The following is a 15,486-nucleotide window of genomic DNA, read 5'->3' on the forward strand; positions in this document are numbered from 1 at the left end:
GGAAGAGGCGCCGCGCTACATCCTCACCCGTTCCGACCTCGGATCATACATCGGCTTCAGCGATGCTTCGGCGGCAAACCGTTCGCCGGCGATCTCGATCTCATAAGATGAAGCGAGCACATCCGCCTCGCTTTCGCCCTGGCATGGCACATAGCCAAGGCCGATGGCGCCGCCGAGATGATGGCCGTAATTGCCGGAGGTGACCGGACCGACGATCTTGCCGTCGCGCAGGATCGCCTCGTTATGGAAGAGCAGCGGCTGCGGGTCCTTCAGCCGGAACTGGACCAGACGGCGGTTCAACCCGGCCTCCTTCTTCTTCAGCACGGCGTCGCGGCCGATGAAATCGCCCTTGGCTGTCTTCACCGCGAAGCCAAGGCCTGCTTCCAGCACATTGTCCTCATCGGTGATATCGTGACCGAAATGGCGGAAAGCCTTTTCGATGCGGCAGGAATCCAGCGTGTGCAGGCCGCAGAGTTTCAGGCCGACATCCGCGCCGGCCTCGTCGACCGCCTCGAAGACATGGGCAGCCTGTTCGGTAGAGACATAGAGCTCCCAGCCGAGTTCGCCGACATAGGTGACGCGGTGCGCCCGGGCGAGCCCCATGCCAATCTCGATCTCCTGGAAGGTGCCGAACGGATTGTTCTCGTTGGAGAAGTCGTTGGGGCTGACCTTCTGGATCAGTTTTCGCGCATCCGGACCCATCAGGCAGAGCACGCTTTCGGCCGCGGTGACATCGGTGATGACGACGAACGCTTCACCGACATGCCGGCGCAGCCAGGCGAGGTCGCGTTGCAGCGTGGCCCCTGGCACGACGAGGAAATAGGCCGTATCTGAGAGGCGAGAGACGGTGAGATCGCTCTCGATGCCGCCGCGCTGGTTGAGCATTTGCGTGTAGACGATCTTGCCCGGCGCCACATCCATGTCGTTGGCGCAGAGCCTTTGCAGGAAACGCTGAGCGTCGCGACCTTCGACACGGATTTTGCCGAACGAGGTCATGTCGAACAGGCCGACCTTGTTGCGGACCGCCAGATGTTCCTCGCGCTGGTTGTCGAACCAGTTCTGCCGCTTCCAGGAATAGCGATATTCGCGCTCCTGGCCTTCGCGCGCGAACCAGTTGGCGCGCTCCCAGCCGGCAACCTCGCCGAACACGGCGCCACGCGCCTTCAGATGTTCATGCAAGGGCGAGCGGCGCACGCCACGCGATGTCGCCATCTGCCGGTAGGGAAAATGGTCGGCATAGAGCAGGCCGAGCGTTTCGGAGACGCGCTCCTTGAGATAGCGGCGGTTCTTCTGGAACGGCTGGGTGCGGCGGATGTCGACTTCCCACAGGTCGAACGGCGCTTCGCCATCGTTGATCCACTGCGCCAGCGCCATGCCGGCGCCGCCGGACGAGACGATGCCGATCGAGTTGTAGCCGGTCGCCATCCAATAACCGCGCAGTTCCGGCGCCTCGCCGAGATAGTAGCGGTCGTCGGGGGTGAAACTTTCCGGGCCGTTGAAGAATGTGTGGATGCCGGCGGTGGCCAGCATCGGCATGCGGTTGACGCCCATTTCGAGGATCGGCTCGAAATGGTCCATGTCCTCGGGCAACTGGTCGAAGCAGAAGTCCTCGCGGATGCCGTCCATGCCCCATGGCTTGGCCACCGGCTCGAAGGCGCCGAGCATCATCTTGCCGGCGTCTTCCTTGTAGTAGGCGCATTCGTCGGGCACGCGCAGCACCGGTAGGCGGCCGAAACCTGAGATGGGCTCGGTGACGAGATAGAAATGCTCGCAGGCATGCAGCGGGATGGTGACGCCGTTCTGGGCACCGAGTTCGCGCGCCCACATGCCGGCGCAGTTGACGACGATGTCGGCCTCGATGGTGCCTTGCTCTTCGCCCTGCGCCCAGGACACGCCGGTGACGCGGCCATTTTTTGTATGGACCTTCGTCACCTTCACATTCTCGACAATGGTGGCGCCGCGCTGGCGCGCGCCCTTGGCCAGCGCCATGGCGATGTTGGCCGGGTCGCATTGACCGTCGAGCGGCAGGTGCACGGCGCCGACCACGTCGGAGACGTTGAGATGCGGATACATCTGCTTGACTTCATTGGGAGAAATCTCGCGCACATCGACATCGAAGGCGCGGGCGAGCGATGCCTGCCGGTAGATCTCGTGCTTGCGCTCCTCGGTCAGCGCGACGGTGATCGAGCCGACCTGGCGCATGCCGGTGCCGACCTCGGTCTCGGCCTCCAGCTTGACGTAGAGGTCGGCCGAATATTTCGCCAACCGCGTCATGTTCTGCGAGCCGCGCAACTGGCCGATCAGGCCGGCGGCATGCCACGTCGTGCCCGAGGTCAGCTGCTTGCGCTCCAGAAGCACGATGTCGGTCCAGCCGAGCTTGGCCAGGTGGTAGGCGACCGAGCAGCCGGAGACGCCGCCGCCGATGATGACGGCCCGCGCCTTGGTGGGAATGGTCTTGACGGTCATGCGGCCTCACGACGGTAGCTGGAAACAAAACGGCGCAGCCGGGCGGCTGCTTCCCGCAGTACCGGTTCGGGCTGGCAGAGGCTGATGCGGATATGACCGGCCGCGGCTTCGCCGAAGCTGGAGCCAGGCATGACGCCGACCTTCTCCTTGTCGAGAAAGGCGAAAGCGAATTTCTCGTCGTCGGGTTCGACATCCGATATGTCGAGCATGACATACATGCCGCCTTCGGAGCCGCGCACGGTGACATCGTTCATGCCGCGCACCGCATCGAGCAGGACGGTGCGGCGTGCGGCGTAGCGTTCGGCGATGTCCTTGACGCCATAGTGCTGCTCCAGCGCCTCGGCGCAAGCGATCGAGATGAAGGCCGGCAGGCCGTAGGTCGTCACCAGGTTGAGGTTGATCAGCAGCGTGATCATCTCCTCCGGACCCGTCAGCCAGCCCATGCGCCAGCCGGTCATGCCGTGGCTCTTGGACATCGAATTGATGACCAGCGTGCGCTCGGCCATGCCGGGCAGCGAGCGCGGCGAAACATGCTCGCCGCCGCCCAGCGTCCAGTAAACCTCGTCGGACAGCAGCCAGAGGTCGTGCTCGCGGCAGAGCTCTGCCAGTTGTTCCAGCCGTTCGCGCGAGTAGACCGCACCGGTCGGATTGTTCGGCGTGTTGATCAGGATGGCGCGCGTGTTGGGCTTGATTGCCGCACGGATCATGTCCGTGCGGGGTTGGAACCCACCCTCGGCCGGCGTCTCGACCACTGTGAAACTGGCGCCGGCGGCACTGAACGTGTTGGGGTAGGTGGCATAGTAGGGCGCCACCACGATGGCGTGGTCGCCCTGATCGAGCACGGCTTGCACGGCAGCGTAAAGTGCTGCCTGGCCGCCCGGCGTGGCAATGACCTCTTCGGGCCTGGTCTCGACGCCGGTGCAGGCGCTGGAGGCCGCCGCCATGGCCTTGCGCAGGCGCGGCAGGCCGGGCAGCGGCGTGTAGTGATGGTTGCTGCCACCGACCGCTGCCACGCAAGCTTCGATCGTCTGCGACGGCGTGTCGAAATCGTGATCGCCGACCGACAGCATGATGATGTCCTCGCCGGCCTCCTTGCGGTTCCAGGCGGCGAAATGAACCTCCCAGCCATCCTTGCCCGATGGCACGATGCCGGTGATGCGCGACGATGGTTTAGGCATGTAAGACTCCCGAGATCGCATAGCCGTTCTGTTGCAGCCGATCGCGCAAGGCGGTGATGTGGGCGGGACCGACCTCGCAGCAACCGCCGACGATGTCCGCCCCGGATTCCACCCAGCCGACAGCCTGGTCGGCGTAAGCATCCGGACCGAGGTCGTGGCGGGCATGCAGTACATCCACCGTGCCGCCATGCTTGAGTGCTTCGGTGGAGGTGAAGCCATTGGCATAGGCGCCGACTGGGCCGCCGAGCTCGATCAGTTCCGGCAATGCCGCCGCGATGGCTTCCGGGCGACAGCAGTTGAGCAGCCGCGCCGCCACCGGCAGACCTCCGAGCGCATCCGCTGCCGACGCAATCGTCTCGCCGCTGCGCAAGCGTGGCGTGCCGTGATCGGCCAGCGTCCATGACACCCAGACGGGCTTGCCGCTTTCCGATGCGGCGGTGACCGCCGCGCGTGCCTCTTCGGCAGAGGCCATGGTCTCGCACAGGAACAGGTCGACGCCATCAGCCTGTTCGGCGACGATGCGGCGGTAGATGTCGAGCGTATCCTGATAGGAGATCGTCAGCGCCGGCGCGTAGCTGCCGAAAAGCGGTGACAGGCAGCCGGCGATCGCCGCGTCGCCGGCCTCGTCGCGGGCTTGCCTGGCGAGGTCGATGCCACGCTTCTGCAACGGCTTGAACAGGTCTTCCGCGCCCTCGCGCGCCAGGCGTTCGGGCGTCGCCGAATAGGTGTTGATGGTGATGACCCGGGCGCCGGCGCGGATGAATTCGGCATGCAGGCCGCGCACGAGGTCCGGTTCGTCGATCAGCACCCTGGCCGACCACAGCGGCGTCGGCTCGGACTTGCTGCGCCGCACCAGCTCCTGGCCCATGCCGCCATCGGTGAGGATAACCGGCTTCATGCGCGCAGCCTTTCGTTCTTCGGATCCCACAACGGCTCGTCCTGCTGCACGACCGCCTTGAAACGGTCGCCGAAGATTTCGACCTCGACAGAGGTGCCGGGTTCGCTCAGGTCGGCGCGCAGCATGCCGAGCGCGATCGATTTGTCGACACGATGGCCCCAGCCGCCCGATGTGGTCTCACCGACGATCTGGCCGTCATGCCAGAGCGTCGACATGTAGGGCGCGTCGCAGTCGCCGGGGTTTTCGACCACCAGCGTGACGAAGCGCTTCTTCACGCCTTGCTGTTTCTCGTTCTGGAGGGCAGCCTTGCCACGGAAGTCGGGCTTTTCCCATTTGACGAAGCGCTCGAGCCCGCCCTGCAGGATCGAGTAGTCGGTCGACAGGTCGCCCTTCCAGGTGCGGTAGCCCTTTTCCAGACGCAGCGAATCCAGCGCGTACATGCCGAACGGCTTCAGCCCGTGGTGCTGCCCGGCGGCACAGATCGCATCGAAGATGGCGGCGGTGTCGTCGACCCTGGTGTGGATCTCCCAGCCGAGCTCGCCGGCGAAGGAGACGCGGACCAGCTTGGCCCAGCGGCCGGCGATCTTGGTCTCCTGATGCGTCAGCCATGGCAAGGTCAGGTCGGCCTCACAGACATCGGCAAGGATTTTTCGCGAATTGGGACCGGCCAGGATCTGCGTGGAGAATTCCTCTGTCCGGTCGATCAGCTTGAACGCGGCATCCCCGGGCATGTGCGACTTCAGCCATTCGAAGTCGTGCCACTGCGCTACCGCCGCTGTGATCAGCGTCATGGACTCCTCGCCATGGCGCACCACCGACATTTCGGTGACGATGCGGCCCTTGTCATCGGAGAAATAGACGAGGCCGATGCGCCCGGGCTTCGGCACCAGGCCGGTTACCTGCCTGCTCAGCCATTCGGCGGCGCCAGGGCCTTCGAGATTGAAGCGCGAGAAGCCGGGCAGGTCTAGGATGCCGGCGGCGTCGCGGACCGCCAGGCACTCTTCGCGCACGCGCTGCTGCCAGGGCCCGTCGCGGCGGAAGGTCAGCGTGGCTTCCTCGGAGATGTCGTCGCCGTCCTGCGCGTACCAGGTGGCGCGCTCCCAGCCATTATAGGCATCGAAGCGGGCGCCCAGCGCCTTGATGCGATCGTGGATCGGCGACAGTTTCCTGTCGCGGCCTTCCGGCCAGGCGTGACGCGGGAACTGGATGGCGTATTCATTGCCGTAAATCTCCATGCCCTTGGCCACGCAATAGTCCGGGGCGGAAGCAAAGGAGGTGAAGCGGCGCGGATCGCACGACCACATGTCCCATTCGGTCTGGCCTTGCGTGACCCATTCGGCCAGCACCTTGCCGGCGCCGCCGCCCTGGGCGATGCCGAAGGTGAAGACGCAAGCCTCGAAGGCGTTGGGAACGCCGGGCATCGGCCCGATCAGCGGATTGCCGTCGGGCGCATAGGGGATCGGTCCGTTGATGACTTTGGACAGGCCGGCGGTGCCCAGGATCGGGACGCGGGCGACCGCGTCCGCCAGATAATGCTCCAGTCGGTCGAGATCGTCTGGGAAGAGCTGGAACGAAAAGTCATCCGGCATGGGATCGTTATGGGTGGCCCAATGCGCGCGGCAATTGCGCTCATAGGGGCCGAGGTTCATGCCGGCCTTTTCCTGGCGCAAATAATATGAAGTGTCGACGTCGCGCAGCAGCGGCAGCTTCTTGCCCTGTTCCTTCGACCAGGCGGCGAGCTCGGGGATCTCTTCGAACAATATGTACTGGTGGCTCATCACCATCATCGGCACTTCGCGGCCGAACATCCTGCCGACTTCGGCGGCACGATAGCCGGCTGCGTTGACGACGATCTCGCAGTGGATCTCGCCTTGCGCCGTTACAACCACCCACTCGTCCTTCTCACGGCGCACGCCGGTGACGGGGCAGAAGCGGATGATCTTCGCGCCCATGTCGCGTGCGCCCTTGGCCAGCGCCTGCGTCAACTGTGCCGGGTCGATGTCGCCGTCGCTCGGATCGTAGAGCGCGCCCTTCAACTCGTGCGTTTCGAGGAAGGGATAGCGGCGCTTGATCTCGTCGAGCCCGACCACGTTGATGTCCATGCCCTGATAGCGGCCCATGCCTTTGGCGCGCTGGAACTCCTGCATGCGCTCTTTCGAGTGGGCGAGCCTGAGCGAACCGGTGACATGGTAGTTCATGGGATAGTCGACGGCGTCGGCGAGGCCCCGATAGAGTTCGGTCGAATAGCGCTGCATGTTCATCAGCGACCATGAGGAGGAGAAGGTCGGCACATTGCCGGCGGCATGCCAGGTCGAGCCGGAGGTCAGCTCGTTCTTTTCCAGGAGCACGCAGTCGGTCCAGCCGGCCTTGGCCAGATGATAGAGCGAGGAGGTGCCGACCACGCCACCTCCGATGATCACCACGCGCGCGGTGCTCGGCAAACCCGCCATGTTCTTCTCCCAATCTTCAAGCGCGCCGCGCTTTTCTTTTTGTTTTTATGCGTGTCGCCGTCGCAAAACCGCTGCATGGTTCCGGACGACATCCACTCATCAATCAATAGACCGGCGGCGAAACCACCCAGATGACAACAGCCGGCTCGCTACCCGGATTGCGCCAGCGGTAAGGCTTGCCTTCGAAGCGAAAGGAGTCGCCTTCGCCAAGCCGGTGCCAGACCCCGGCTATTTCGATGTCGAACTGCCCGGACGCGATGTATCCGGCCTCCTCGGTCGGCCGGCGGGCCTCGTTCTTCAACTCCGCTCCCGGCGCGAAGACCGACCGCACCATCTCGAAGCTACCACCGAGGTCCGGTGACAGAAGCTCCTCCACCAGACCGGATTCGCTGGTGCCAAGCGCGCGGCGCTTGCCGGCGCGCACCACCACGCCGCGCTCGCTCTCCACGGGCACGTCATGGCTGAAGAACAGGCTGATCGGCACGCCGAACAGTTCGGCAAAGGCCCGGAGATCACTAAGCGATGGCGTCGACAGGCCGCGCTCGACCTGGCTGACCCAGCCGACCGAACGGCCGAGCTTCAGCGCGATCTCGGCCAGCGTCAGTCCGCGCACCCGGCGCAAGGCCCTGATATCGCCGGCCAGGACTCGCTCGTCAGGTCCCTGTAATGTTCGTGGGGTAGGGGAGACCAAATCGCTCACTTCATGAAAATTTTCAGCCGAATTTCATGAGAAATCAAGCTCATGAAAAAATCAAGTAGATTTTCACCAATGCTCAAGATTTGCTTGCAGGATTTTGACGGTTCATGCAAAGGCTCCGCCGCGAGCGGCGAGTGGGGACGTCCGATCGACACAACGGCTAAGGGACGGCCCATGCTGGAAAAGAAGGCTCGAATCACGGTTGATGCCGAGATCGTCGACGACGCGATCATGTCGCGCCGTTCGGTGCGTGCATTTCTGCCCGACATGATCGATGACGAGACGATCCGTGACATACTGACTGTTGCGGCGCGCGCTCCCTCCGGCACCAATATGCAGCCGTGGCGGGTCTACGTTACCAAGGGCGGGACCAAGCAGCGGATCACGGATGCCATCATGAATTCCGGCATCCGCGCGGAAAAAGCCGACTGGGACGAATATCGCTACTATCCGACCCAGTTCTTCGAGCCATATCTCACCCGCCGCCGTGCCAACGGGTTCGGCCTTTATGGCGCGCTCGGCATAGGCCGCCGGGAGGTCGACAAGATGCGCGCCCAGCACGACCGCAACTTCGTCTTCTTCGACGCGCCGGTCGGCATGATCTTCACCATCGACCGCCGGCTCAACCAGGGTTCGTGGATCGACTACGGCATGTTCCTGCAAAACATCATGGTCGCGGCGCGGGGCAGGGGTCTGCATACCTGTCCGCAAGCGGCCTTCGCGCCCTATCACCGGCAGATTAGGTCGGTGCTCGGCATTCCCGACGAGGAGATCGTCGTCTGCGGCATGGCGCTCGGCTATGAAGACACTTCCAAGCCCGAGAACGCCTTCCGCACCGATCGTGAGCCGCTCGAGGAATGGGTGACGTTCAGCGAATAGGTCTCGGCCGCCAACCGGGGCAGGGCCGCTATTCCGTATTCATGTGCGCGCCGTGGCCGCTGACATGGGCGCCGTCTTGCGGCGTCAGCTTGAGATAGGCAAGCAGCGCGCAGAGCGTGATGATGCCCTCGATCACGAACAGGATCCGGAAATCGCTGGCGACGGCCGGCCCGCCGCCGGCGAGAAACGAGAGCATCGCGGCCGCGAGGCCGACGCTGATGGCGACCGCCAGCTGCCACAGGATGTAATAGAGCGCGCTGAAGCGGGCGAGCTGCTCGGGCGCGATGTCGGAATAGGCTAGATTGCCGGTCGAAGCCCATTGCACCGAGCGGAAGACGCCAAAGACGAAGATGTAGGTGAGCGTGATCCAGACCGGGGTCGTTGCTTGGATCAAGGCGAAGCCCGCGACCATGGCGGCTACCACGGGCGTGTTGAAGACCAGCACGCGGCGAAAACCGAAACGGTTGAGAAGGCGTGGCATGAAGAAACGCATACCTACCGAGCCGACCGCCGCAACGAAGGTCAGCGATCCCGCCTGCACCGCGCTCATGCCGAAGCCGAGCTGAAACATCAGCGGCAGCAGGAAGACGACGGAGCTGAGACCGATCGTGTCGAGGCCGCCGCCGGTAAGGAAGGAGATGCGGAAGGTGCGGATGCGCAGGAGCTTGAGATCGAGCAAGGGATTGCGCACACGCAGGCAGTAGAAGGAGGCGGCCGTCAGGATGACGAGCGCCAGCGCAAGCTCGGCCGCGATCATGCCGCTGGCGGCGTCTTTTGCCGCAAGGGAGTCCATGCCGAAGACCAGTAGCACCATGCCGCTGCCGACAAGCACAAAGCCTGGAAAATCGAACCGCGTGCGCACGGGCTTAGTCATTGTCGGGAACAGTGAGGCGGCAAGGATTGCGGCGGCGAGTGCGAACGGCACGTTGATGAAGAAGATCCAGCGCCAGGAGATGTAGGTGGTCAGCGCGCCGCCGACGAGCGGACCGACCAGCGGCCCGGACTGGCCGGCCAGCGAGATATACATGTTGATCTTCAAGGTCCGGCTGCGCGGGAAGGTCGACAGGATGACGACCTGGCCGAGCGTGCCCATCAGTGCGCCACCGAAACCCTGCAGCGCGCGGGCGCCGACCAGCATCCAGATGTCGTTCGAGAGCCCGCACAGAGCCGATGAAGCGGCAAACACCAGCAAGGCGAAGCAATAGACGTTGCGCAGGCCGAAACGATCGGCCGCCCAGCCGCCGAGCGGCATGGAGATGATCAGGCTGGCGACGTAGACGGTGATCAGCAGGCCGAGCTGGCTCGGCGGACGGCCAAGGCTTTCGCTGATGCCCGGCAGCGCCGTCACCACGACATTCTGGTCGAGGCTGGTCATGAACACGCCGCAGGCGACCGTCAGCGGCAGCAGGAGCAAGGCTCTGGCCGGCACATCGGCGCGATCGGTGGCGCCGGCGGATAGTTCAGCAGTCATGGGGATGTTCGAACCAAATATGCCGACTTTGAGACGGGATTTTCATATCCCTTGGACCGTGGGCGGCCATGTTTTGCATCATGGGCGCCCGCGGCAGGATTCTCTAGCGGCAGAACTGGCCGGTATTGAGGCCAGAAGCAGCGGCAATGGGCACATCCGGCCGCACTGCCTACTGCACCTCGTAGCCGACTTCCTCGCTGGCATGGCAGAGCGCCTTCCAGAACGAGCGGGCGAAAGAGCGGAAGACATAGATGTCGAACTGGTCGGTGCCGGTGCGCTGGATCTGGGCGAAGACATCGTGATGCGTTGTCGAGCGGCCGGCGCCGACCGGAAAGGCGGGCAGAACGAAGTCGATGGCAAAGAATTTCGACAGCACCCATTCGGCTTTCGGCCCGGCAATGCGGATGGCGGTGCGGCCATGCGACAGGTCCGTCACCGTGCCGATGGCCGGCGTCACCGCCTTGGCGAAGGCCGCGGCCAATCCTTCGGCCTCATCGGTCACGGTGAATTTTCCCGGTGCGAAACCGAACACCGACTTCGCGCCGTCGCTCAAGCCGCCGCCGGCGCCGTCCGGCAGAGCGAGCCCGCTGACGGCGCGGATCGCTGCCATCAGTTTCTTCTCTTCGCCAGGCCATGCCGCGAGTTGCACGATCGAGCCCGGCCTGGTTTCGGTGAGCAGGATCTCGACGCCATGTTCGAAATTGCCGTGCGAGCCGACATGGAATTCCGGTTCGAGGGGCGATTGACGCTCAGCCATGCATGCGGGTCCCTTCCGGATCGTAGAAGTGGTTGGAGACGATCTCCACGGGCCCGAAGCGGTTGCGCAAGGGGTCGGAGACATGGGCACGCGTGCCGTGCCTGGCCTTGCCGCCCTTGACCAGCGCCAGCGCGATATGCTTGCCGAGCGCCGGCGAATAACAGCAGGCGGTGATGTGCCCGATCGAGCCGTGCGGATTGGCTTCGTCGACTTCCTCGACAATATGCGCGCCGCCATTGAGCGGCCGGTTGTCGAGCGCGATCAGGCCGACCAGTTCCAGCCGCTCGGACGCGACGAGGCCTTCCCGGTCCATCATCGCGGAGCCGATGAACGGCTTCTTCTTCGACAGCATCCAGTCGAGATGCAGGTCGCGCGCCGTGGTGCGGCCATCGATCTCGGCGCCGGTGACATGACCCTTCTCGATGCGCATCGTGCCCAGCGCCTCGAGCCCGTAGGTCACCAGCCCGAACGGCTTGCCGGCCTCGACCAAGGCTTCCCAGACATGGGTGCCGTGGCCGGCGCCGGAATAGACTTCGAAGGCCATTTCGCCGGAGAAGGATAGCCGGCAAATCATTACCGGCACACCTGATATCTCGCCGTGCACGATGCCCATGAAGGGCAGCGTCGCATTGTCGACAGCCGTGCCGGTGACACAGGCCGCGAGAATCTGCCTCGCTTTGGGGCCGCCTATCGCGGCTCCCGCCCATTCGTCGGTCACCGAGGTGACATGGACCTTGAGTTCCGGCCAGATCACGTCGAGGAAATATTCCAGATGCTGCATCACCTTGCCGGCATTGGCCGTGGTGGTGGTCATCAGGAAATCCTGTTCGCCCAGCCGCCAGGTGGTGCCGTCGTCGAAGGCAAAGCCGTCCTCGCGCAGCATCAGCCCGTAGCGTGCCTTGCCGACGGCGAGCGTCGAGAACATGTTGGTGTAGACGCGGTCCAGGAACGCGGCCGCGTCGGGGCCTTGCACGGCGATCTTGCCCAGTGTCGAGACATCGACCATGCCCGCACTTTCGCGCGTCGCCTTGGCTTCTCGCACATAGGCCTGTTCGACAGTCTCGCCTGAAAGCCCGTAGATCATCGGCCGGTACCAGAGGCCGGCCGAATACATGGTCGCGCCATTGGCGAGGTGCCAGTCATGCATCGGCGTAAGCCGCTCGGGCTTGAGGTCACCGAAACGTTCGGCTGCCAGCGAGCCGATCGACACCGGCGCGAAGGGCGGCCGGAAGCGGGTCGTGCCGACTTCCGGGATCGGCTTGCCGAGCGCTTCCGCCATGATGGCAAGGCCGGGGATGTTGGAGCTCTTGCCCTGGTCGGTGGCCATGCCGAGCGTGGTGTAACGCTTCAGGTGCTCGACAGAGACGAAGCCTTCGCGATGCGCCAGGCGGACATCCTCCGCCGTGACGTCGTGCTGGAAGTCGACAAAGCTCTTGCCGCTGCCCTTGATTTCGAACACAGGGGCGGGATCCTGGTCTCCAGGAGTTGCCTCGACAGTGGGCAGCGCCGCCGGCGTGCCTGTTCCTCCGGCCGCGGCAAGGCCTGCGGCGCGTCCTTCGGCGATCGCCTCGACCGTCGAAAAGCTGCCGGTGAAGGCGCCGGCGCCGATCCAGTTTTGTGTCGGCTTGGGCGGCAGGAAGGCTTGCCGGGCGGCGTTCCATTCCGCTTTGGCGCCGGCCTGGCTGGCCAGATGAATGGTCGGCGACCAGCCGCCCGACATCAGCAGGCAATCGGCATGGACGCTGCGCGCATCGCCGCTCAGCGCACCGGCGACCATGTCGAAACGCTGGACCTTGAGACCGGACAAGGCCTTGCCGCCTTCCGTGGCGACCACCGCATGGCCGGACAGCAATTCCGCCTCGGCTTCGCCGGCCAGGGCACTCATCTCGGCGGAGGGCTGCGGGCGCACGTCGATGATGGCAACGATCGCAGCACCTGCCTGCTTCAGCGCCAACGCCGACCGGTAGGCGCTGTCATTGTTGGTGAATACCACGACCCGCTGCCCCGGCAGCACGCCGAATTCGTTGGCGTAGCGCTGCGCCGCGTGCGCCAGCATCACGCCGGGCCGGTCATTGCCCGGGAACACCAGCGGCCTTTCGAAGGCGCCGGTGGCCAGCACCACGGATCCGGCGCGGATCGCCCAGTAACGATGGCGCGGCTCACCCTTTGCGGGCTGCGCCTTGTGGTCGCTGACCCGCTCGAGCGCGGCAAGCGTGTTGTTGTCGTAGTAACCCCAGACCGTGGTGCGCGGCAGAAGCCGGACATTGTCGCGGGCCTCGAGCTGGGCGACGGTGCGCCGCACCCATTCAGCCGCCGGTGCGCCATCGATGGTTTCGCCCGACCAGTTGCCCGAACCGCCGAAACGCGGCTCGAGATCGGCCAGGACAACGCGTGCGCCTTGATCGGCGGCAGCCTTGGCGGCCATCAGCCCGGCCGGGCCGGAGCCGACCACAAGCACGTCGCAAAACGCGTTCATGCGTTCATAGCGGGCCGGGTCCTTTGCCGATCCGGCGCTGCCAAGGCCGGCGGCGCGGCGGATGAAATGCTCGCAGAACATCCAGAAGCGCGTGCCTTTCAGCGGGCCGATAACCGGACCCATGAAGGTCTTGTAGTAGAAGCCGGCCGACAGGATCTTGCCGCCGAGCTGGTTGACGGCATGGATGTCCCAGGTGAGCGAGGGGAAACGGTTCTGGCTGACGGCACTCAGCCCGTCATGGATCTCGACCATGGTCGCCGGGATGTTGGGTTCGCGCACTTCGCCCTTCAGCACCGTTACCAGCGCGTTGGGCTCCTCGACGCCCGCGCTCAGCAGGCCGCGCGGCCGATGGTATTTGAAGGAACGTCCGAACAGCGTGACGCCATTGGCCAGCAGCGCGGACGCCAGCGTGTCGCCGCCATGCCCGGTATAGGCGACGCCGTCGAAAGTGAAGCGGATCGTCTTCAGCCGGTCGATGCGGCCGCCGGTGTCGGTGCGGCGCGGGCTCATGGCTTGTCCTCCGCCTTGCGGCGCGCGGCCGAGCTGTGATCGCCGCGCACGAAGGCGACACTGGAGATCTCATGCGTCAGCGTATTGCGCACAACCCTCAGGTGCGCCCGGCAGCCGCCGGAATGCTGCCAGATCTCGTTGTGGTCGCCGGCCGGGTTCAGCCGGTCGTAGACATAGGCGTTCCAGGCCTCGAAATTCTGCGAGGCGGGGTCGGGGCGTTCGCGGTTGCCGTCGCCCTGATAGGTGAACTCGATGACGTCGCGCGGGCCGCAGTAGGGGCAAGTGATCAGCACGGAATGTTCCTAATGAAGCCGCGGGTTCGCGCCCTGACCCTTGTCGTCGATCACCAGGCCGCGATGAAAGCGGTCGAGCGTGAAAGGGGCGTTGAAATCGTGCGGCTGGTCCTTGGCGATGGTCCAGGCAAAGCACCAGCCGGAAGCCGGAGTCGCCTTGAAGCCGCCATAGCACCAGCCGCAATTGAGATACATGCCGGGCAGGGGGCCGATGGTGATGATCGGCGAGCCATCCATCGACATGTCGCAGACGCCGCCCCAGGAGCGCAGCATGCGCACGCGGGCAAGGCCTGGGAAAAGCGCCAGCATCTCGCTCATCACCTCGTCGACGATGGGCAGATTGCCGCGCTGGGCGTAGCTGTTGTAGCCGTCGATGTCGCCGCCATAGACAAGGCCGCCCTTGTCGGACTGCGACATGTAGAAATGGCCCATGCCGAAGGTCACGACGGTGTCGATGAAAGGTTTCAGCGATTCGGTGACGAAGGCCTGCAGCACATGGCTTTCGATCGGCATCGTCTCGACGCCGGCCAGTTGCATGACGCGGCCGGTGCTGCCGGCCACCGCGACGGCCACTTTCTTGGCCCTGATATCGCCGCGCGAGGTGGTGACGCCGGTGATGCGGTCGCCGTCGCGCAGAAAGCCGGTGACCTCGCAATTCTCGATGATGTCGACGCCGCGGCGGTCGGCGCCGCGCGCATAGCCCCAGGCAACCGCATCGTGCCGGGCGGTGCCGGCGCGCCGCTGCATCAGGCCGCCAACCACGGGAAAGCGTGCATCATCGGAGATATCGAGCGCCGGGATCAGGCGCTTGATCTCGGCTGGCGTCATCAATTCCGCGTCGACGCCGAGATGGCGCATGGCGTTGCCGCGCCTCGCGTAGTCGTCGAACTGAGCCGGCGTGTGCGCCAGGTTCAGGCAGCCGCGCTGCGAGAACATGACGTTGTAATTGAGCTCGTGCGACAGGCCCTCCCAAAGCTTCATCGAATGCTCGTAGAAGCGGGTATTGGCCGGCAGCAGATAGTTCGAGCGCACGGCCGTGGTGTTGCGGCCGACATTGCCGGAGCCCAGCCAGCCTTTCTCCAGCACCGCGACATTGGTGATGCCGTGTTCCTTGGCCAGATAGTAGGCGGTCGCCAGGCCGTGACCGCCGCCGCCGATGATGATGACGTCGTAGGAGGCCTTCGGATCCGGCTTGCGCCAGGCCGGCTTCCAGTCCTTGTTTCCCTTGAGCGCGTTCGCGAGCAGCGAAAGGGCCGAGTACTCTGCCATGTGTAAGGTGTCCGTTGCGGGCGATGCGGCAGACTATAGAGCAGGCCGCATCGGCAAAGCCAATATTGCGCCATGGCCTTTCGACTGGCCGACGCCTCGATGCGACGGCTTGCCCCATGATATGGCCGTCTTTATCAAGGAC

General features: G+C 64.6%; 11 protein-coding genes. 1 reads left to right on the forward strand and 10 read right to left on the reverse strand.

From position 1 onward, the window contains the following. Window positions 1-15: 15 nt before the first annotated feature. The 5 genes from EN861_RS26845 to EN861_RS26865 all read right to left on the reverse strand — a co-directional run bounded on the left by EN861_RS26845 (window position 16) and on the right by EN861_RS26865 (window position 7,692). Window positions 16-2,466 (reverse strand): FAD-dependent oxidoreductase, encoded by a 2,451-nt coding sequence (locus EN861_RS26845; RefSeq protein WP_135866633.1) that lies wholly within the window; start codon window positions 2,464-2,466, stop codon window positions 16-18. Then, entirely contained in the window at window positions 2,463-3,644 is a 1,182-nt protein-coding gene (locus tag EN861_RS26850; protein ID WP_135866635.1) for a pyridoxal phosphate-dependent aminotransferase, read from the reverse strand. Before EN861_RS26850 ends, EN861_RS26845 begins: the two co-directional genes overlap by 4 nt. Next, complete coding sequence (locus tag EN861_RS26855; protein ID WP_135866637.1) at window positions 3,637-4,542, reverse strand: homocysteine S-methyltransferase family protein; 906 nt, start codon at window positions 4,540-4,542, stop codon at window positions 3,637-3,639. Before EN861_RS26855 ends, EN861_RS26850 begins: the two co-directional genes overlap by 8 nt. Beyond that, window positions 4,539-6,992, reverse strand: coding sequence for an FAD-dependent oxidoreductase (locus EN861_RS26860; protein WP_135866640.1), 2,454 nt, complete (start codon window positions 6,990-6,992; stop codon window positions 4,539-4,541). Before EN861_RS26860 ends, EN861_RS26855 begins: the two co-directional genes overlap by 4 nt. A gap of 103 nt (window positions 6,993-7,095) precedes the next feature. Next, window positions 7,096-7,692, reverse strand: coding sequence for an XRE family transcriptional regulator (locus tag EN861_RS26865; RefSeq protein ID WP_189343740.1), 597 nt, complete (start codon window positions 7,690-7,692; stop codon window positions 7,096-7,098). Window positions 7,693-7,863: 171 nt separating this feature from the next. Between EN861_RS26865 and EN861_RS26870 the strand changes: the two genes are divergently transcribed. Continuing rightward, window positions 7,864-8,568, forward strand: a complete 705-nt coding sequence (locus EN861_RS26870) for a nitroreductase (protein ID WP_189343741.1) — start codon at window positions 7,864-7,866, stop codon at window positions 8,566-8,568. A 28-nt stretch (window positions 8,569-8,596) separates the two neighbouring features. On the opposite strand, the gene EN861_RS26875 is transcribed toward EN861_RS26870, so the two are convergent. The 5 genes from EN861_RS26875 to EN861_RS26895 all read right to left on the reverse strand — a co-directional run bounded on the left by EN861_RS26875 (window position 8,597) and on the right by EN861_RS26895 (window position 15,344). Then, window positions 8,597-10,039, reverse strand: coding sequence for an MFS transporter (locus tag EN861_RS26875; protein ID WP_135866644.1), 1,443 nt, complete (start codon window positions 10,037-10,039; stop codon window positions 8,597-8,599). A gap of 169 nt (window positions 10,040-10,208) precedes the next feature. Further along, window positions 10,209-10,796: a sarcosine oxidase subunit gamma gene (locus EN861_RS26880; RefSeq protein ID WP_135866646.1), complete on the reverse strand. Its 588-nt coding sequence runs from the start codon at window positions 10,794-10,796 to the stop codon at window positions 10,209-10,211. Then, on the reverse strand, window positions 10,789-13,782 hold the full coding sequence (locus EN861_RS26885; RefSeq protein ID WP_135866648.1) for a sarcosine oxidase subunit alpha: 2,994 nt from the start codon (window positions 13,780-13,782) through the stop codon (window positions 10,789-10,791). The genes EN861_RS26880 and EN861_RS26885 overlap by 8 nt, the downstream gene beginning before the upstream one ends. After that, window positions 13,779-14,075 (reverse strand): sarcosine oxidase subunit delta, encoded by a 297-nt coding sequence (locus EN861_RS26890; protein ID WP_027145874.1) that lies wholly within the window; start codon window positions 14,073-14,075, stop codon window positions 13,779-13,781. Before EN861_RS26890 ends, EN861_RS26885 begins: the two co-directional genes overlap by 4 nt. A 9-nt stretch (window positions 14,076-14,084) precedes the next feature. Further along, window positions 14,085-15,344: a sarcosine oxidase subunit beta gene (locus tag EN861_RS26895; protein ID WP_127277679.1), complete on the reverse strand. Its 1,260-nt coding sequence runs from the start codon at window positions 15,342-15,344 to the stop codon at window positions 14,085-14,087. Window positions 15,345-15,486 lie beyond the last annotated feature (142 nt).

The sequence above is a fragment of the Mesorhizobium sp. M8A.F.Ca.ET.218.01.1.1 genome, from assembly GCF_004791165.1.
In the GTDB taxonomy this organism is placed as follows: domain Bacteria; phylum Pseudomonadota; class Alphaproteobacteria; order Rhizobiales; family Rhizobiaceae; genus Mesorhizobium.